Raw genomic sequence first — 16,851 nt, 5'->3', positions numbered from 1 at the left:
CTGGCATATTGCCGCTTTCCATGCTAATTTTGGCCCAGTTCCCTCGACAGAATGGGAATGTATGGCAGGTTTCGACAAAGGGACCGGGGAGCGAACAGGCCCCGGGCAGTCCATGAAAGAACTCGACGACACGACCCAAGCCTCGGGCAAGGCCGCAACCCAATTCGCCGCGCTTTGTTACAAGGTGACGAAAAAGGAAGGCGCAAGGATCCTTCTGATCACCAGCCGCGACACCGGGCGCTGGGTGATCCCGAAGGGCTGGCCGATGAAGGGCAAGACCGACGCCGAGGCGGCCGAGATCGAGGCCTTCGAGGAAGCCGGGGCCAAGGGCTACCTCTGCCCCGACTGTGCGGGGCTTTTCACCTATGACAAGGCGATGGATGATGGCTCAAAGCAACCCGTCGTCGTCTCTGTCTTTCCGATGGAAGTGGACCGGCTCGTCTCCGACTTCCCCGAAAAGGGCCAGCGCAAGCGCAAATGGTTCTCACCGAAAAAGGCCGCAGCCCGCGTCGATGAACCCGAATTGCAGGATATTCTGGCCAGCTTCAATCCGGCGAAATTGAATTGCCCGCGCCCCGGAAAAGCTTGATTTTTCCTGCAAACTGACCACATAGAGCGATGATTCTGTAGGGTGGAATGATGATCCGCTACACGCTCAACTGCGCCGACGGGCATGGCTTTGAAAGCTGGTTCCAGTCGGCCGAGGCCTTTGACCGGCTCCACGCGGCCGGGCATGTGGCCTGTGCGGTCTGCGGGTCTGAAAAGGTAACCAAGACGCTGATGGCGCCGTCGGTCCGGCCCGCCCGCAAGGCAGCGAAGCCCAAGGCCCCCTCGCTCACGAAACCCGCCAACAAGATGGAAGAGGCCGTCGCCCAGATGCGCCGCCAGATCGAGGCGAATTCCGATTATGTCGGTCTGAACTTCGCCGCCGAGGCCCGCGCTATGCATGAAGGCGACGCGCCCGAGCGGTCGATCTATGGCGAGGCGCGGATCGAAGAGGCGAAAAGCCTGATCGAGGATGGCATCCCGGTCGCACCCCTGCCCTTCCTGCCCGCACGCAAGGCGAACTGATAGCAAGGGGGCCGTCTGCCCCCTCGCCCCGGATAATGTCCGGGGCTCACCCCCGAGAGTATTTTCCGACAGAAAGTGGAGGCGACCATGCGTATTCTCATCACCGGCGCGAACCGGGGGATCGGACGGGCGCTTTTCGATGCCTACAGCGCGCGGGGCGACGCGGTCACGGGAACGGCGCGCAAGACTGGCGGGCTCCTGCCGCTGGATGTCACCGATCCGGATTCCGTGCGCGCGATGGCCGATGCGGTCGGACCCGCACCGCTCGACCTTCTCATCTGCAATGCCGGGGTCTATCTCGACAAGGGGCAGCCCCTGCCTTCGGGCTATTCTGCGGACATGTGGGCCGCCACCTTCGCAGCCAATGTCACGGGGGTGTTTCTGACCGTGCAGGCATTGCTGCCAAACCTGCGCACTGCAAAGGGCAGGATCGCCATCCTCTCTTCCATCATGGCCTCCGATACCCGCGCGCCCGGCGGCAGCTACATCTACCGCGCCTCAAAGGCCGCGGCGCTCAATCTCGGCCGCAATCTGGCCGTGGACCTGAAACCCGACGGCATCGCCGTCGGTATCTACCATCCGGGCTGGGTCCGCACGGATATGGGCGGTTCGGGCGCCGATATCGACATGGAAACCTCGGCCAGCGGTCTCATGGCCCGGTTCGATGCGCTGAGCCCGGCCACGACCGGCTGTTTCGAAGATTACGCAGGCCGTGCTATCCCGTTCTGAAACCTTGGGGCAAAGGACGGTGAAGCATGGCATTTCAGGACGAAGCGCAGGCCCTGTTTGACCGCATGGCATCGGCCTATCGCGCCGGTGACGCGGCGGGCTGCGCGGACTGCTTCACCGATGATGCCCGGCTTCTCTCGCCCTATGCGCCCGAGGCCCGGGGGCGGGCCGCCATCGAGGAGCTGCACCGGGACTGGACCGGCGATGGCGGCAACGGCAAGACCCTGACCGTGATCGAGGCGGGCTGCGAAGGCGACACCGGCTGGTGCCTCGTGACTTATTCCGAAGGCGACATGACGGGCGATGGAAAATCACTGAGTATTCTGCGGCGCGGCCCCGATGGCTGGCGTGTCAGCCATTGCTGCCTCGTGGCCGACGACTTGACTTTGGCCGAAGTGTAGCGGGACAACCATCGCCCCTTGCCCTCGCCCCCCTGCCCGAATAAGAAGCGCCGGACTTTGACTCGGGCGCGACAGGGGGGCCGGAATGCCGCTTCTCGTGATGAAATTCGGCGGCACCTCGGTGGCCGATCTCGACCGCATCGCCAATGCCGCCGAAAAGGTCAAACGCGAGGTCGAGCGCGGCTATGACGTGATCGTGATCGTCTCGGCCATGTCCGGCAAGACCAATGAGCTTGTGGGCTGGGTCGAGGAAACCTCGCATCTTTATGACGCACGCGAATACGACGCCGTGGTGGCGAGCGGCGAGAATGTGACCGCCGGCCTCATGGCGCTCCGCCTGCAGGAAATGGGCGTGCCAGCCCGCAGCTGGCAGGGCTGGCAGGTGCCGATCAATACGACCTCTGCCCATTCGGCCGCCCGCTTCGTCTCCATCCCGCGCGAAAACATCGACGCGAAATTCGCCGAGGGCTTCAAGGTCGCCGTGGTCGCGGGCTTTCAGGGCGTCTCGGAAGAGGGGCGCATCACCACGCTCGGACGCGGCGGTTCGGATACCACCGCCGTCGCCTTCGCCGCCGCCTTCGGCGCGGAACGCTGCGACATCTATACCGATGTGGACGGGATCTATACGACCGATCCCCGCATCACCTCGAAAGCCCGCAAGCTGGAAAAGATTGCATTCGAAGAGATGCTGGAACTGGCCTCGCTCGGCGCCAAGGTCCTGCAAACCCGATCGGTCGAACTTGCCATGCGCTTCAAGGTGCGCCTGCGCGTCTTGTCGAGCTTTGAGGATACTGACGACAACTCCGGAACCCTGGTCTGCGACGAGGAGGATATCGTGGAATCAAAAGCCGTTTCTGGCGTCGCCTACAGCCGCGACGAAGCCAAGATCACGCTGGTGACGGTCGAGGACCGCCCCGGCATCGCCGCCGCGATCTTCGGCCCGCTGGCCGAGGCCGGGATCAATGTGGACATGATCGTCCAGAACATTTCCGAGAAGGACTATGAGGGTCACACGATGGCGGTGACCGACATGACCTTCTCCTGCCCCACCAATCAGGTCGCCCGCGCCAAAAAGGCGATGGAAGACGCCCGCGCCGCAGGCACCATCGCCTATGACGATCTTGCGGTCGATACCGAGGTCGCCAAGGTTTCCGTCGTCGGCATCGGCATGCGCTCGCAATCCGGCGTCGCCTCGAAGATGTTTAAGGCGCTGGCCGCCGAGAACATCAACATCAAGGTCATCGCGACATCCGAGATCAAGGTCTCCGTCCTGATCGACCGGAAATACATGGAACTCGCTGTTCAGGCCCTTCACGACGCGTTCGAGCTGGAAAAAGCCTGACCGGCCGTTTGCACCGGCCGGATTACATCTCTAGGCTTGCCCGCGAATGCTCATGCACTGCGCCGGCCGAGCTCGCTTCGCCGGGAGGTATGGCGAAGGAACATCATTGAAACGGGTCTGCATTCTCGGCATTTCTGGCAAGCTCGGCCGCTATATGGTCGAACACGCGTTGGCGCGCGGTTACGAGGTGCAGGGCGTCTGCCGACCGGAAAGCGTTGGCAAGCTCGGCCCGTGGAAAGACCGCATCAGGGTCTTCCCCGGCCGCACGGACGACAGGACCGTCGTCGCCGATGCGGTAAAGGGCTGCGACGGCGTGCTCGTGGTGCTGGTCCCCTGGGGCGTCAGCGGTTATGCGACCAAGACCGCCGAGGCCGCGCTCGATCTCGCGGAGCCCGGCGCGCGGCTGGCCTTTTCCTGCGGCTGGCACATCACGCGCGACGGCAAGGACCGCTACTCGCTCGGCTTCCGCCTGATGCTTGGCATTGTCGCGCCGCTGATGCGTCTCTTCCGCTTCGCCGACATTTCCGACCAGGTCCGCGCCTGCGACACCATCTTTGCCTCGGACCGCGACTGGACCGTTGTGCGCGGCAGCGATCTGGAGGAAGGCCCGAGCGAGGGACTGCCGGTTTGGTCGGAACATGTGGGAGACGCGGTTCTTGCGTCGAACCGGACACGGCGCACGGATTTCGCGCTGTTCATGGTTGCGGCGCTGACAGACCGCTCGTTGATCCGCAAGGCGCCCGCGATCGTGAGTTGCGCATCTCCATCGGGACGGTCGGCTGCGCCTCCCGCATGATCGTCGCAGCAATTCTTCCGAAGGATCTGGCTCGGTCAAACGTCTTTCGATGATCGGTGACCCAGGAAAGGTCGCTTGCCCCCTCGCGGCACATTCGGGACGCGAGGGGGCTGATCCGCAGGAACAAGAGCTCAGAGACCAAGCTGTTCCGCCATTGCGGCCGCGTCGATGACGCCCCAATGCTCCACAATCCGGCCATCCCGCATCCGGAGGATGTCGATCGCCTCGACATTGAAGGTCTTGCCGCTTGCCGGGGACCCCATGAACTCACCAAGTTGCGATCCGCTGAGGAAGAAATGGGTCGTCAGCATGTCGCCTTCGGCCACCGTGCGCTGCACATCGACGCGCAGGTCGGGAAAGGCCGCGATCATCTCTCCGAGGCCTGCGGCGAAGCCCGCCGCATCCGGGCTCTGGCCGGGCCAGGGTGCATGATCGACGAAATCGGCGGTGAACAGGTCCGCCGACCCGGTCAGGTCGTGCCCATTCAAGACGGTTTCAAAGCGCGAGACGAAATCGGTGACTTGTGTATCGGTCATTGTGGCCTCCCCGGCCATTGAGTGAGTTGGAATTGCGATGGGCGCGGCAATCACGCAGGCCGCAAGAAGTCGAGGCATTCGCATCGATTTGACTCCTTTTCTGATTTTTGTGTTTTTTATCAAGCGCTTCATTTCGAAATGCCCTGTAACACAAAGTATGCTGCGAAGGGCCTGTCGGGAAAAGAAGTGATTTCCCCGTTCTGACATGCAAAAATGCAGGCATGAACTGGGATGACCTGAAATACGTTCTGGCGGTGGCGCGTGCAGGTTCTCTAGCGGCGGCGTCGCGAGATCTTGGCGTCGACCCGACAACCGTCGGCCGCCGCATCGTGACGCTCGAAACCGATCTCTCCACGCGGCTCTTCGACCGTATGCGCGACGGTTTCCGGCCGACGGCGGCGGGCGAGATCGCGGTTGCCCGGGCTGAGGAAATCGAGGCGCGCGCGCTTTCGCTCGAAAGCCGGCTCAGCGGCAGTGATGCCCGCGTCGAGGGGCCGGTGCGACTGACCGCGCTCGACGGTCTGATCGACCGGCTCATCCTGCCATCGCTGCCGCAGCTCCTGTCGCGTCACCCGCGTCTCGATGTGACCGTCATGTCCGGCGTCAAGACCTTGCGCCTGTCCCGGCGCGAAGCCGATATCGCGCTGCGGCTGTCCCGGCCGACCGAACCCGACGCGGTGATCCGCACCGTCGGCCCCTTCGCGATGGCCACCTATTGCGCCGCAGACAGTGACTTTGGACCTGTCCCGCCGATCATCTCCATGCCGCAGGAGCCCGATACGGCGGGCTTCACTGGCCAGATCGCCCGGCTGTTCCCGGACAGCCGCGCCGCTCTGCGCGCCAATACCGAAGGGCACATGGTTTCGGCAGCCCGCGCGGGCCTCGGCGTCGCTCTGATCGACTGCTTCATCGGCGACAGCGATCCGGCGCTTCGACGATACCGGCCGGAAGTGATCGGCACGGTGGATCTACTCGCCATCACCCATGTCGATGTCCACAGGACGCCCCGCGTCCGCGCGGTGATCGACTTCCTGACCGACCTGCGCAACGCCAATGCCGAGTTGATCGAAGGGCGCGCGCCGGGAAACCCCACCTGACAGATCCGCGCCTGCATCTCGGTGTTTCGTTTTGCGATCCGCTATGATCTAAGAAGGCCAATAGCCGAGGGGCACCCTGGAGAAAACATGCCCGACCGCACGGAAAGCGAAAGCCGCAAGCTGCTCCGGCGCTTGCGCGACACACTTGCCGAGGCCGGAGCCGGGCAGGAACGGCTGGACCGCATCACCCATCTGATCGCTGATTCGATGCAGTCAGAGGTCTGCTCGATCTACCTTTTCCGCGATGACGAGACGCTGGAACTCTGTGCGACCGAAGGTCTGAACCCCGAATCCGTGCACCAGACGCGGATGCGGCTGGGTGAGGGCCTTGTGGGCCGCGTCGCCAAGACGTCGTCCCCGATCAACACCGCCAATGCACCCGCCGAAAAGGGCTTCCGCTATATGCCCGAGACGGGCGAGGAGATCTATTCCTCCTTCCTCGGCGTGCCGATCCAGCGGCTGGGTGAAAAACTCGGCGTCCTCGTGGTTCAGTCGAAAGAGGCGCGCGCCTTTTCCGATGACGAGGTCTATGCGCTGGAAGTCGTGGCCATGGTGGTGGCCGAGATGACCGAACTTGGCGCCTTCGTCGGCGAGGGCGAAGCGCTGTCAGCCCTGCACCAGCAGCCCGTGATGTACCGGGGCGGCACCGGGCAGGAGGGCGCGGCAGAGGGCCATGTCTGGCTGCATGAACCGCGTGTCGTCATCACCAACCTCGTATCCGACGATCCGGCTGCGGAACTGGAGCGGCTGAAAGAGGCGGTCGACCGGCTGCGTATCTCGGTCGATGCGATGCTGACCATGACCGACGGGCAGGACAAGGAACAAAGCCAGGTTCTGGAAGCCTACCGGATGTTTGCCAATTCACGCGGCTGGATGCGGCGGATGGAGGAAGACATCGCGGCGGGCCTCTCGGCCGAGGCGGCGGTGGAAAAGGAACAGTCGGCGGCCCGCGCACGGCTCGAAACCGTGCCCGATCCTTACCTGCGCGACCGGCTTCACGACCTTGACGACCTCTCGAACCGGCTTCTGCGCATCCTGACGGGCCAGGGCGCCGATACTGGCGCCGAGATGCCCGACGATCCGATCCTTGTGGCCCGCAATATAGGGCCTGCGGAGCTTCTCGATTATGGTCGGCGCCTGAAGGGGATCGTGCTGGAGGAAGGCGCCGTCGGCTCGCATGCCGCCATCGTCGCCCGGGCGCTGGCCATTCCCCTTGTCATCCACGCCGAACGGATCATAACCGAAGCCCTGAACGGCGACCCGATCCTCGTCGACGGCGATCAGGGCATCGTGCACCTGCGCCCCGAGGAAACCGTCGCCGCCGCCTTCCGCGACAAGATAGCGATGCAGGCCAAGGCGCAGACGCGCTACGCATCGCTCCGCGACAAGCCGGCCACCGCGAAATGCGGAACCACGATCTCGCTCCACATGAATGCGGGGCTGATGGCCGACCTGCCGTCGCTCGCCGGATCAGGGGCCGAAGGCGTCGGCCTTTTCCGCACCGAATTGCAGTTCCTGATCCGCAACCATGTGCCGAAGCGGGCGGAACTTGCGGGCATCTATTCCGGCGTCATGGATGCCGCCCATGGCAAGCGCGTCGTCTTCCGCACGCTCGACATCGGCTCGGACAAGGTCCTGCCCTACATGAAGCGGGTGGAAGAACCGAACCCCGCGATGGGCTGGCGCGCGATCCGGGTGGCGCTCGACAAGCCCGGCATCATGCGGATGCAGCTGCAGGCCCTCCTGCGCGCCGCGAACGGGCGGCCGATGTCGATCATGTTCCCCTTCGTCGCCGAATACGAGGAGTTCCGCACCGCCCGCCAGATGCTGAAGGATGAGGTGGAGCGCGAGCGCCGGTTGGGGCACAAGCTGCCGGGCGCCTTGGAAATCGGCGCAATGCTGGAAACCCCGTCGCTCGCCTATGCGCCAAAGGAATTCTTCGAGACGGCAGATTTCATCTCGGTCGGCGGCAATGACCTGAAACAGTTCTTCTTCGCCGCAGACCGCGAAAACGAAACCGTCCGTCGGCGCTATGATATGCTGAACGCGAGCTTCCTGCACTTCCTCTGCCATATCGTTGATCGCTGCGCCGAAACCCGCACCGACCTGTCCTTCTGCGGCGAGGATGCCGGTCGTCCGATCGAGGCGCTGACTCTTGCTGCCATCGGTTTCCGTACGCTCTCCATGCGGCCTGCCTCCATCGGCCCGGTGAAGCATCTGATCCGCCGCGTAAATCTCACCGAACTGCGCGCGGTGATCGAGGCGGAATGCGAGGCGGGCGTGACCAATGTCCGCGCGGGCGTTGTGAACTGGCTTGCGAAACAGGATATCTGATACGCGTCCCGGACCGGTGGACGGACCCGGCCCGGGACACGCAACCGGGTTCTGACGGCTTTATGCCGCGCTCGGACCCGGTTCGGGCTTGTGCAGGCCGATCACCGCGACGACCGCCAGCCCGTTGAGCCAGTAAAACGCCGCGTCCAAGCCGGCGAAGCCGAACAGGAACGGTGCGGCAAGGAAGGTCAGCCCGACCGCGAGGTCGACCGCCATATGCACCCGATAGGGCAGCACCCGGATCAGCCCGGTTTGATGATCAGTGAAGATTGTCAGGATCAGCGCCGCGATGCCGGTCAAGACCGACAGCCAGAGTGCGGCGGGATTGCTCTCGCCGAGCCCCAGCACGACGGGCAGGATCATGAGCGCGGCCGCGACCGGATAGTCGAGCCAGGAATGAATGGTTTTGGTGACGAAGCCGAATGGCATGAGATGGTCCTTTCTGTTGTTGCCGGGCCGGCGGACCGGCGGATGCCAGAAATCTAGGTCTGGCAGGTCGGCGCCAGAATTCCCCGCCATCCGAGACGGTTTGCAGATCGTCCGAAATTTCACCGCAGGGCCGGGACAAAACGGGCGGCACCGGTCGCCCGGGAACCAAGATCACGGAAAACTGTGTTGTACTAAATCAAACGATTGATTAAAATGCCAACCTGACCGACCCTGAAAACCCCATGACCAACGAACCCAAAGCCCCCGAAGGCACTGCCGCCGACCTGATCGCCGCCGGACTGAAACTCTTCGGCCAAAAGGGTTTCGCAGCCACCTCTACGCGCGAGATCGCGGCCGAGGCGCAGGCAAACATCGCTTCCATCGCGTATCATTTCGGCTCCAAGGACGGGCTCAGGCAGGCTTGCGGGGCAGAGGTCGCGCGGCGCATCGGCGCGGTCCTGAATGCCAGTGCCCTGCCCCGGCCCGACACGCCCCAAGCCGCGGCACTGCAGATGGAAATGATCCTGCGCGCCATGGCCCGTTTCGTCATCGCCTCGCGCGAGGCGGAACCGCTGATCCCCTTCATGCTGCGTGAGGTGGGCGAAGGCGGCCCCGTCCTCGACACCGTCTATGCCGCAATGATCGAACCGATGCACCGCCGCTTCTGCGCGCTCTGGGGCATCGCGACCGGGCAGGAGGCGGAAAGCGAGGCGACAAAGCTCACCGTCTTTTCCCTGATCGGACAGGTGCTCTATTTCCGCATCGGCCGCCCGATCGTGACCCGCCGACTCGGCTGGTCTGATCCCGGCGCGGACGAGGCCGCCCGCATCGCCGACATTCTCGCCGCCAATCTCCGGTCCATCCTTGAACGGGAGCGTCTGTCATGAGCGTCATCTGTGCCGTCCCGATCCTCTCGGCCCTGTTTTCCGCCTGTTCGCCGCCACCGCCCTTCGCGACCGGCTATGTGGAGGGCGAATATGTGCTGATCGCCCCGGTCGCCACCGCCCAGATCGAAACCCTCGCCGTGGCACGCGGGGACCGGGTGGCGGCGGGGGACCTGCTCGTCGCGATGGAACGCCGCGACGCCGAGATTGCCCTGTCCGAGGCGACAGCGGCGCTGGCCCAGGCCGAAAGCCAGCTTGCTAACCTGCGCGAGGGACGTCGTCCGGAGGAAATCCGGGTGATCGAGGCCACGCTCGCCTCGGCCCGCGCGCAGGCCGATGAGGCCGACCGCGCCGCCGAACGCTTGCAGAGCCTCGCCAAACGGGGGGCTGCGACGGCAACACAGGCCGACGACGCGGCAACCGCCGCCACGGTCGCCCGCGCCCGGGTGGCCGAGGCCGAGGCCAACCTTGCAGTCGCCCGCCTTCCCGCCCGCGCGCAGGAGATCGCGGCGGCCGAAGCTGCGGTGGACGGCGCGAAAGCCGCCCGCGCCCGTGCGGACTGGAACCTTGGCCAGCGCCGCCTGACCGCCCCTGCCCCGGGCCGGGTCCATGACGTGATCCGCACGCCCGGCGAACTGGCCGGACCTGCGGCGCCGGTCCTGTCGATCCTGCCCGATGGCGCGGTGAAACTCCGGCTCTATGTACCCGCAACGGCAATCGCCACCATCGCCCCCGGTTCCTCCCTCAGCGTCCATTGCGACGGCTGCGGCGACGGGCACACGGCCACGGTGACCTATGTCGCCGACGCGCCCGAATTCACGCCCCCGGTCATCTACTCGCTCGAGAACCGGCAAAAGCTCGTCTACCTGATCGAGGCGCGGCCCGACGCGCCCGACGGGCTGAAACCCGGCCAGATCGTCGATGTCGACCTGTCCGGGGAAGCGGGATGAACGCCGAACCCGCCATCGAGGTCCGGGGCCTGACCAAGCGTTACGGCGGACGGGCGGTGGTGGGTGACGTCTCGCTGACCGTCCGGAAGGGTGAGATCGCGGGATTCCTCGGCCCCAACGGGTCGGGCAAGACGACGACGATCCGCCTCATGTGCGGGCTTCTCACCCCGGATGCGGGCGAAGGCCGCGTCCTTGGCCACGACATCCGCCGCGCGGGCCGCGCGATCAAGCGTGAGGTCGGCTACATGACCCAGCGCTTTTCCTTCTACGAAGACCTGACGATCGAGGAGAACCTGAACTTCGTCGCGGGTCTTTACGGTCTTCGGCCCGCGCGCAGACATGTCTCCGACACGCTGGCCGATCTCGGCCTGACCGCGCGGCGGCATCAACTGGCCGGGTCGCTCTCGGGCGGCTGGAAGCAGCGCCTCGCGCTCGCCGCCTGCATCATGCACGCGCCGAAACTGCTGATGCTGGATGAGCCCACCGCCGGGGTCGACCCCAAGGCGCGGCGCGAGTTCTGGGACGAGATCCACCGGCTGGCGGCGGAGGGTCTGACCGTGCTCGTCTCCACCCACTACATGGACGAGGCCGAGCGCTGCCACCGGATCAACTATATCTCTTACGGCAAGCTCGTGGCCAAGGGCACCGTGGCCGAAGTGGTCCGCAATGCCGGGCTGACGACCGTGATCCTGGAGGGCGATGACCTGACTGCGGCCGCACGGCGGCTGGAGGGCGCGGCGGGCGTCGACCAGATCGCCCCTTTCGGCGCGACGTTGCATGTCGTCGGCCGCGACGGCGCGGCACTCAGGCAATCGGTGGAGCGGGTGGCGGCAGAGACCGGGACGACCATGCACCCGGCCGAGACCAGCCTTGAGGATGTGTTCATCCAGCTCATGGGCGGAGCGAAGGACAATATGGGATGAGCCGCTTCTTCTCGCTTCGCCGCCTCGCCGCGCTTCTCGCCAAGGAACTGATCCAGATGCGCCGCGACCGCATCACCTTCGCGATGATGCTGGGCATCCCGCTGATCCAGCTCATCCTCTTCGGCTTCGCAATCAACTCCGACCCGAAGGGACTGCCCGCCGCACTCGTCGCGCCCACGCAGGACCGCTATACCCGCGCCATGGTCTCGGCGCTGGAACTGACCGGTTATTACCGCTTCACCCATCCCGCCGCCTCTGCCGCCGAGGCGGAAGCCCTGATCACGAAGGGCGATGTCGCCTTCGTCGTTACGGTTCCTTCCGATTTCGGCCGCCGGGTGGAACGCGGCGATCACCCGACGATCCTGATCGAGGCCGATGCGACCGATCCGTCCGTCGCCTCCGGCGCCATCTCCACCCTCGGCATCGTCGCGGCCGAGGCATTGCTGCGCGAAAGCGGGGCAGAGGCACAGGCCGCGGAAACAGAAGCGACCCGGCTGCAGGTGACGGTCCACAAGCGTTACAACCCGGAAGGCATCACCCAGTACAATATCGTGCCGGGCCTCCTTGGCGTCATCCTGCAGATGACAATGGTGATGATGACCTCGATGGCGCTGACGCGCGAGGTGGAACGTGGCACGATGGAAAACCTGCTCTCCATGCCGGCAACACCCATCGAGATCATGCTGGGCAAGGTCCTGCCCTATCTCGGTGTCGGCGCGGTGCAGGTCGCGGTGGTGCTCGTCGCGGCGAAACTGATCTTCGACGTGCCCTTTGTCGGCGCATTGCCGCTGCTTCTGCTGGGCGTCTTCATCTTCGTCGCCGCGCTCGTCATTCTCGGTTACCTCATCTCCACCGCCTCGCGAACCCAGATGCAGGCGATGCAGCTTACCTTCTTCTTCTTCCTGCCTTCGCTGCTGCTCTCGGGCTTCATGTTCCCCTATCGCGGCATGCCCTACTGGGCGCAGACCCTGGGTGAGATCTTCCCGCTCACCCATTTCCTGCGGCTGATCCGGGCGGTGATGCTGAAAGGGTCGGACTATGCGGGCGTCGCGCAACCCATGGCGGCGCTGGCGGTCTTTGTGGGCGCCTTTGCGACACTCGCGCTTCTCCGGTTCCGTCGTACGCTGGATTGAGGGGGCGTGATCCAGTTGAGCGCGCTGCGCGCGCGAGCCTTCTGGCACTTCGTGCGATTTGCCGCCGGCGGGAGGTATTTTAGAACAGAAGAAGCAGGACAGCCCTTGGGCTTCTCCTGTTCTAAAACACCTCCCCGCGGAGCGGAATCCGAACCCCATTCGCCTTGCGAATGGGGTGAGATATGTCTTGCGCGCGGGGCACCCGCGCGCTCAATCTGGTCACAGGGTCAGAGGTTGCCGCCGACGCCGACCTTGACCTGCCCCGAGACCGTGACGCCGGTTTCGGCAGGCGGGGTCGGTTCGCCATCCGCGCCGCAGGCAGCGAGGGTGGCGGCTATGAGAAGGCTCAGGCAGATGCGCATGATCATTGGCTCAGTGTAAGGCCGATACCGGCGATGGAGGTGGACAGCGAAGGCGTCGCCCGGACCCCGTCCGGCGTGATGCGCGCGCCGACATGGGCACGCGGTTGCGCGCAGGCGGAGAGAAGGGCGGCTGCGGCCAGAAGGACAGGCACGAACCTCATGCCAGCCGCGCCTTCCAGTCAGCAATCCGGGCGCGGACCTGATCGGGGGCGGTACCGCCGAAGCTCTGGCGCGAGGCGACGGAATTGTGGACGCCGAGGACCGAATAGACTTCGTCCGTGATCCCCGCATGGGCGGACTGCATTTCAGCCAGATTCAGGTCGGGCAGGTCGCAGCCCTTCTTCTCGGCCATGGCGACAAGGCTGCCGGTGATGTGGTGGGCGTCGCGGAAGGGCAGGCCCAGCGCGCGCACGAGCCAGTCGGCAAGGTCGGTCGCGGTCGAAAAGCCCGAGGATGCGGCCTTTTCAAGATTGGCGCGATTGGCGCTCATGTCGCGCACCATGCCTTCCATTGCCGCAAGCGCCAGCATCAGGTTGTCGGCCGCGTCGAAGACCTGTTCCTTGTCTTCCTGCATGTCCTTGGAATAGGTCAGCGGCAGGCCCTTCATCACCATCATCAGCCCGACATTCGCCCCCATGATCCGCCCGACCTTGGCCCGGATCAGCTCGGCCGCATCGGGATTCTTTTTCTGCGGCATGATCGAGGAGCCGGTGGAGAAGCGGTCGGAAAGCGCCACGAAGCGGAACTGGGCCGAGGACCAGATCACCAGTTCCTCGGCGAAGCGGGAAAGATGCATGGCGGTTATCGCAGCAGCGGCGAGGAATTCGAGCGCGAAGTCGCGGTCGCTGACGGCATCGAGCGAATTGGCCGCGGGCCGGTCGAAGCCGAGCGCCGCTGCCGTCGCAAACCGGTCGATCGGGAAGGAGGTGCCCGCAAGTGCGGCCGCGCCGAGCGGGCATTCGTTCATGCGTTTCCTTGCATCGGTGAACCGACCGATATCGCGTGAAAACATCTCCACATAGGCCAGCATATGGTGGCCCCAGGTCACCGGCTGCGCGGTCTGAAGATGGGTGAAGCCCGGCATGACCCAATCGGCCCCGGCCTCTGCCTGACCGACAAGTGCCATACACAAAGCCGACAATTTGCCGACCGCCTCATCGCAGCGGTCGCGCACCCAGAGCCGGAAGTCGGTCGCGACCTGATCGTTGCGGCTCCGCGCGGTATGAAGCCGCCCGGCCGGTTCACCGATGATCTCTTTCAGCCGCGCCTCGACATTCATGTGGATGTCTTCAAGTGCTGTCGAAAATGCGAAGTTTCCGGTCTCGATCTCTGACAAGACCGTGAGCAGGCCTTCCCGAATGGCCTTTGCATCTTTATCGCTTATGATGCCCTGCGCGGCGAGCATCGCCGCATGGGCACGGGACCCCGCGATGTCCTGGGCGTAAAGCCGCTGGTCGAAGCTGATCGAGGCATTGATCGCCTCCATGATCGCGTCGGGCCCATCGGCGAAACGCCCGCCCCACATCGCATTCTGGGTCTTGTCGGTCATGGTCACGCCCCCGGAGGCTTATATGCGTTTCATCTCTGCCGCCGTCCTCTACACGGCCCTTGCCCTTGGTGCAAATGCCGCCTTGGCGGGTACGGCGGAACTGGAAGCATTGCGCGAAGGTTCGATGAAAAAACTGGCCTTCGCGGCGGAACCAACGGCGGTCCCGACCACGACTTTTACCGACGTGACGGGCGCTGAACATTCGCTGGCGGATTGGCAGGGCAAATACGTGCTGGTGAATTTCTGGGCGACCTGGTGCGCGCCCTGCCGCAAGGAACTGCCCGCGCTCGACGCGCTGAACCGCGATTTCGGTGGCGATGATTTCGAGGTCGTGACCATCGCCACGGGCCGAAATCTGGTGCCCGCCATCGAGCGGCTGTTCGCCGAAGTGGGCGTGGAAAGCCTGCCGATCCTTCTCGACCCGAAGCTGGCGCTGTCGCGCGAGATGGGGGTTCTGGGCCTGCCGGTCAGCGTGATCCTAGACCCCGAGGGCCGCGAGATCGCGCGCATGTCGGGTGACGCCGAATGGAACAGCGACAGCGCCCGCGCGATCATCGGGGCGCTTTTGAAGCCCGAATAGGGTTTCGGCCTCGTCTCAGCCTTGGCCGACCAGCCCGGTGGTTTTACCCCCAGACCCCAAACGTATTTCCGAACAGAAGAAGATCAGGCGAGCCGCGCCACCCGGTCATGCGCCGGACAGGTGACGAGGTGGTCGTTGACCATGCCGACGGCCTGCATGAACGCATAGGTGATAACCGGTCCGCAGAAGCGAAACCCTTGTCTTTTCAGGTCCTTCGAGATTTGCTCGGACAAGGGCGTACTGGCGGGAACCTCGGCGAGGGTCCGGAACCGGTTCTGGAGCGGCTTGCCATCCATGTAGCGCCAGAAAAATTGGTCGAAACCCTCGTTCTCGGCGATTTTCAGATAGGCCCGCGCATTGCCGATCGTCGCCTCGATCTTCGCACGCGACCGGATTATGCCGGGATCGCCGAGAAGCCGGGTCACGTCCGCCTCGTCCCACCGCGCGATGACCTCGGGACGGAACCCGTCAAAGGCGGCGCGGAAATTGTCACGCTTCTTCAGGATCGTGATCCAGCTCAGCCCGGCCTGAAACCCGTCTAGGATGAGTTTTTCCCAAAGCGCCCGCGCATCGTATTCGGGTACGCCCCATTCGTGATCGTGGTAATCGGTGTAGATCGGGTCATCACCGCACCAGCTGCAACGTTCTTCCATCGGCGCTTTTCCTCCCGGCAACACACAAGACCGCATCCGTTTACCGCTTCTTAGCGCGTTCGTTCCAATCTGTCCCGGGACCGAGAGGAGATTTCCGATGCCGGAGAGGGGCAGACCGAAACACGATCCAAGAGACCCCGCGCAGGAAAGCCCGCTCAACGCCGCGATCGGGCTGCGCGACCGCGAGACGATGTCGATGGTCCGCCGCGCGGTTGAAAAACGCGACGTGATACTGGCGTTCCAGCCGGTGATTCAGGCCACGCATCCCGACAGGCCGGCGTTCTACGAAGGTCTGATCCGGCTGTTGGACGACACCGGGCGGATCATTCCGGCCAAGGATTTCATCGAGACGATCGAAACGCAGGAGCTTGGCCGCATCATCGATTGCCTCGCGCTCGATATGGGGCTGAATTCGCTGAAACGCGATCCGACGCTCCGGCTTGCCATCAACATGTCGGCGCGGTCCATCGCCTATCCGCGCTGGATGCGGACGCTGCGCAACGGGCTCAGGGGCGATGCGACCGTGGCAGAGCGGCTGATCCTGGAAATCACCGAAAGCTCGGCCATGGTCATGCCCGACATTGTCTCTGTCTTCATGTCGGACCTTCAGGCCGAGGGGATCGCCTTCGCGCTTGACGATTTTGGTGCCGGTTTTACCTCGTTCAGGTATCTACGGGAGTTTTATTTCGACATCCTGAAAATCGACGGGCAGTTCATCCGGGGTGTTGCCGACAACCCCGACAATCAGGTCCTGACGCAGGCGCTTCTCTCCATCGCGCATCATTTCGACATGTTCGCGGTAGCCGAATCGGTCGAAACGGCGCGCGACGCCGCGTGGCTGAGCGCCATCGGCATGGACTGTCTTCAGGGTTACTATTTCGGCGCGCCCACGGTCGTTCCGCCGTGGAAGATGCCGCAGGCGCAAAAGAGCGCCTGACATTGGACCTGGCGCATACCATGCGGGTTCCGGGCCGGTAAAACGGACGGGGCAAGCGGGCACGATCCACCTGCGCAATGGCCGCGCGAAATAATCTTTCAAAACGCCTTGACCTTCGGGAAACAATCGTGATGCTGCAGAGCAG

20 protein-coding genes are annotated in these 16,851 nt (G+C 64.3%); 14 read left to right on the top strand and 6 right to left on the bottom strand.

The features are described 5' to 3' along the window. Positions 1–112: 112 nt before the first annotated feature. From OEZ71_RS17635 to OEZ71_RS17610, 6 genes are all read left to right on the top strand, one after another. Positions 113–589, top strand: a complete 477-nt coding sequence (locus OEZ71_RS17635) for an NUDIX hydrolase (RefSeq protein ID WP_263741366.1) — start codon at positions 113–115, stop codon at positions 587–589. A 50-nt stretch (positions 590–639) separates the two neighbouring features. Continuing rightward, positions 640–1,071 carry a DUF1178 family protein gene (locus OEZ71_RS17630; protein ID WP_263741365.1) on the top strand — a complete coding sequence of 144 codons (432 nt, stop codon included), beginning with the start codon at positions 640–642 and terminating at the stop codon, positions 1,069–1,071. An 87-nt stretch (positions 1,072–1,158) separates the two neighbouring features. Further along, the gene (locus OEZ71_RS17625) at positions 1,159–1,800 is read left to right on the top strand and encodes an SDR family oxidoreductase (protein WP_263741364.1); all 642 of its coding nucleotides are present in this window, start codon (positions 1,159–1,161) and stop codon (positions 1,798–1,800) included. 26 nt (positions 1,801–1,826) lie between these two features. Further along, the gene (locus OEZ71_RS17620) at positions 1,827–2,201 is read left to right on the top strand and encodes a YybH family protein (RefSeq protein ID WP_263741363.1); all 375 of its coding nucleotides are present in this window, start codon (positions 1,827–1,829) and stop codon (positions 2,199–2,201) included. A gap of 85 nt (positions 2,202–2,286) precedes the next feature. Next, on the top strand, positions 2,287–3,543 hold the full coding sequence (locus OEZ71_RS17615) for an aspartate kinase (RefSeq protein WP_263741362.1): 1,257 nt from the start codon (positions 2,287–2,289) through the stop codon (positions 3,541–3,543). 106 nt (positions 3,544–3,649) lie between these two features. Then, positions 3,650–4,339, top strand: a complete 690-nt coding sequence (locus OEZ71_RS17610; protein WP_263741361.1) for an NAD(P)-dependent oxidoreductase — start codon at positions 3,650–3,652, stop codon at positions 4,337–4,339. A 131-nt stretch (positions 4,340–4,470) separates the two neighbouring features. On the opposite strand, the gene OEZ71_RS17605 is transcribed toward OEZ71_RS17610, so the two are convergent. Further along, a complete protein-coding gene (locus OEZ71_RS17605; RefSeq protein WP_263741360.1) occupies positions 4,471–4,875 on the bottom strand; it encodes an ester cyclase in 405 nt (134 codons plus the stop codon). Positions 4,876–5,096: 221 nt separating this feature from the next. Between OEZ71_RS17605 and OEZ71_RS17600 the strand changes: the two genes are divergently transcribed. Further along, on the top strand, positions 5,097–5,972 hold the full coding sequence (locus OEZ71_RS17600; RefSeq protein ID WP_263741359.1) for a LysR family transcriptional regulator: 876 nt from the start codon (positions 5,097–5,099) through the stop codon (positions 5,970–5,972). An 87-nt stretch (positions 5,973–6,059) separates the two neighbouring features. Further along, complete coding sequence (gene ptsP, locus OEZ71_RS17595; protein WP_263741358.1) at positions 6,060–8,306, top strand: phosphoenolpyruvate--protein phosphotransferase; 2,247 nt, start codon at positions 6,060–6,062, stop codon at positions 8,304–8,306. A 60-nt stretch (positions 8,307–8,366) separates the two neighbouring features. On the opposite strand, the gene OEZ71_RS17590 is transcribed toward ptsP, so the two are convergent. Further along, positions 8,367–8,825 carry an SPW repeat domain-containing protein gene (locus OEZ71_RS17590; protein WP_412175648.1) on the bottom strand — a complete coding sequence of 153 codons (459 nt, stop codon included), beginning with the start codon at positions 8,823–8,825 and terminating at the stop codon, positions 8,367–8,369. A 152-nt stretch (positions 8,826–8,977) separates the two neighbouring features. Here OEZ71_RS17590 and OEZ71_RS17585 point away from each other — a divergent pair, with 152 nt between their 5' ends. From OEZ71_RS17585 to OEZ71_RS17570, 4 genes are read left to right on the top strand one after another with little or no spacing between them, the layout of a single operon-like run. Continuing rightward, positions 8,978–9,622 carry a CerR family C-terminal domain-containing protein gene (locus OEZ71_RS17585; protein WP_263741357.1) on the top strand — a complete coding sequence of 215 codons (645 nt, stop codon included), beginning with the start codon at positions 8,978–8,980 and terminating at the stop codon, positions 9,620–9,622. Beyond that, a complete protein-coding gene (locus tag OEZ71_RS17580; RefSeq protein ID WP_263741356.1) occupies positions 9,619–10,569 on the top strand; it encodes an HlyD family secretion protein in 951 nt (316 codons plus the stop codon). The genes OEZ71_RS17585 and OEZ71_RS17580 overlap by 4 nt, the downstream gene beginning before the upstream one ends. Continuing rightward, on the top strand, positions 10,566–11,492 hold the full coding sequence (locus tag OEZ71_RS17575) for an ABC transporter ATP-binding protein (RefSeq protein ID WP_263741355.1): 927 nt from the start codon (positions 10,566–10,568) through the stop codon (positions 11,490–11,492). The genes OEZ71_RS17580 and OEZ71_RS17575 overlap by 4 nt, the downstream gene beginning before the upstream one ends. Next, on the top strand, positions 11,489–12,625 hold the full coding sequence (locus OEZ71_RS17570; protein ID WP_263741354.1) for an ABC transporter permease: 1,137 nt from the start codon (positions 11,489–11,491) through the stop codon (positions 12,623–12,625). The genes OEZ71_RS17575 and OEZ71_RS17570 overlap by 4 nt, the downstream gene beginning before the upstream one ends. A gap of 227 nt (positions 12,626–12,852) precedes the next feature. On the opposite strand, the gene OEZ71_RS17565 is transcribed toward OEZ71_RS17570, so the two are convergent. From OEZ71_RS17565 to argH, 3 genes are read right to left on the bottom strand one after another with little or no spacing between them, the layout of a single operon-like run. Further along, positions 12,853–12,993 (bottom strand): argininosuccinate lyase, encoded by a 141-nt coding sequence (locus OEZ71_RS17565; protein WP_263741353.1) that lies wholly within the window; start codon positions 12,991–12,993, stop codon positions 12,853–12,855. After that, complete coding sequence (locus OEZ71_RS17560) at positions 12,990–13,148, bottom strand: hypothetical protein (RefSeq protein ID WP_263741352.1); 159 nt, start codon at positions 13,146–13,148, stop codon at positions 12,990–12,992. Before OEZ71_RS17560 ends, OEZ71_RS17565 begins: the two co-directional genes overlap by 4 nt. Beyond that, positions 13,145–14,536 (bottom strand): argininosuccinate lyase, encoded by a 1,392-nt coding sequence (argH, locus tag OEZ71_RS17555; protein WP_263741351.1) that lies wholly within the window; start codon positions 14,534–14,536, stop codon positions 13,145–13,147. The genes OEZ71_RS17560 and argH overlap by 4 nt, the downstream gene beginning before the upstream one ends. Positions 14,537–14,558: 22 nt before the next feature. Between argH and OEZ71_RS17550 the strand changes: the two genes are divergently transcribed. Next, positions 14,559–15,116 (top strand): TlpA family protein disulfide reductase, encoded by a 558-nt coding sequence (locus tag OEZ71_RS17550; RefSeq protein WP_263741350.1) that lies wholly within the window; start codon positions 14,559–14,561, stop codon positions 15,114–15,116. A gap of 83 nt (positions 15,117–15,199) precedes the next feature. On the opposite strand, the gene OEZ71_RS17545 is transcribed toward OEZ71_RS17550, so the two are convergent. Further along, positions 15,200–15,769, bottom strand: coding sequence for a DNA-3-methyladenine glycosylase I (locus OEZ71_RS17545; RefSeq protein ID WP_263741349.1), 570 nt, complete (start codon positions 15,767–15,769; stop codon positions 15,200–15,202). Positions 15,770–15,866: 97 nt separating this feature from the next. Between OEZ71_RS17545 and OEZ71_RS17540 the strand changes: the two genes are divergently transcribed. Then, on the top strand, positions 15,867–16,706 hold the full coding sequence (locus OEZ71_RS17540) for an EAL domain-containing protein (RefSeq protein ID WP_263741348.1): 840 nt from the start codon (positions 15,867–15,869) through the stop codon (positions 16,704–16,706). Positions 16,707–16,851: the final 145 nt, after the last annotated feature.

The sequence above is a fragment of the Albidovulum litorale genome (assembly GCF_025751495.1).
Lineage (GTDB): Bacteria > Pseudomonadota > Alphaproteobacteria > Rhodobacterales > Rhodobacteraceae > Albidovulum > Albidovulum litorale.
This window is presented reverse-complemented; position numbering and strand designations above follow the sequence as displayed.

Coding starts and splice junctions, on each gene's coding strand:
- OEZ71_RS17635 (WP_263741366.1), top strand. CDS start 113: ATGAAAGAACTCGACGACACGACCCAAGCCTCGGGCAAGGCCGCAACC.
- OEZ71_RS17630 (WP_263741365.1), top strand. CDS start 640: ATGATCCGCTACACGCTCAACTGCGCCGACGGGCATGGCTTTGAAAGC.
- OEZ71_RS17625 (WP_263741364.1), top strand. CDS start 1,159: ATGCGTATTCTCATCACCGGCGCGAACCGGGGGATCGGACGGGCGCTT.
- OEZ71_RS17620 (WP_263741363.1), top strand. CDS start 1,827: ATGGCATTTCAGGACGAAGCGCAGGCCCTGTTTGACCGCATGGCATCG.
- OEZ71_RS17615 (WP_263741362.1), top strand. CDS start 2,287: ATGCCGCTTCTCGTGATGAAATTCGGCGGCACCTCGGTGGCCGATCTC.
- OEZ71_RS17605 (WP_263741360.1), bottom strand. CDS start 4,875: ATGACCGATACACAAGTCACCGATTTCGTCTCGCGCTTTGAAACCGTC.
- OEZ71_RS17600 (WP_263741359.1), top strand. CDS start 5,097: ATGAACTGGGATGACCTGAAATACGTTCTGGCGGTGGCGCGTGCAGGT.
- ptsP (WP_263741358.1), top strand. CDS start 6,060: ATGCCCGACCGCACGGAAAGCGAAAGCCGCAAGCTGCTCCGGCGCTTG.
- OEZ71_RS17590 (WP_412175648.1), bottom strand. CDS start 8,825: ATGGCGGGGAATTCTGGCGCCGACCTGCCAGACCTAGATTTCTGGCAT.
- OEZ71_RS17585 (WP_263741357.1), top strand. CDS start 8,978: ATGACCAACGAACCCAAAGCCCCCGAAGGCACTGCCGCCGACCTGATC.
- OEZ71_RS17580 (WP_263741356.1), top strand. CDS start 9,619: ATGAGCGTCATCTGTGCCGTCCCGATCCTCTCGGCCCTGTTTTCCGCC.
- OEZ71_RS17575 (WP_263741355.1), top strand. CDS start 10,566: ATGAACGCCGAACCCGCCATCGAGGTCCGGGGCCTGACCAAGCGTTAC.
- OEZ71_RS17570 (WP_263741354.1), top strand. CDS start 11,489: ATGAGCCGCTTCTTCTCGCTTCGCCGCCTCGCCGCGCTTCTCGCCAAG.
- OEZ71_RS17565 (WP_263741353.1), bottom strand. CDS start 12,993: ATGATCATGCGCATCTGCCTGAGCCTTCTCATAGCCGCCACCCTCGCT.
- OEZ71_RS17560 (WP_263741352.1), bottom strand. CDS start 13,148: ATGAGGTTCGTGCCTGTCCTTCTGGCCGCAGCCGCCCTTCTCTCCGCC.
- argH (WP_263741351.1), bottom strand. CDS start 14,536: ATGACCGACAAGACCCAGAATGCGATGTGGGGCGGGCGTTTCGCCGAT.
- OEZ71_RS17550 (WP_263741350.1), top strand. CDS start 14,559: ATGCGTTTCATCTCTGCCGCCGTCCTCTACACGGCCCTTGCCCTTGGT.
- OEZ71_RS17545 (WP_263741349.1), bottom strand. CDS start 15,769: ATGGAAGAACGTTGCAGCTGGTGCGGTGATGACCCGATCTACACCGAT.
- OEZ71_RS17540 (WP_263741348.1), top strand. CDS start 15,867: ATGCCGGAGAGGGGCAGACCGAAACACGATCCAAGAGACCCCGCGCAG.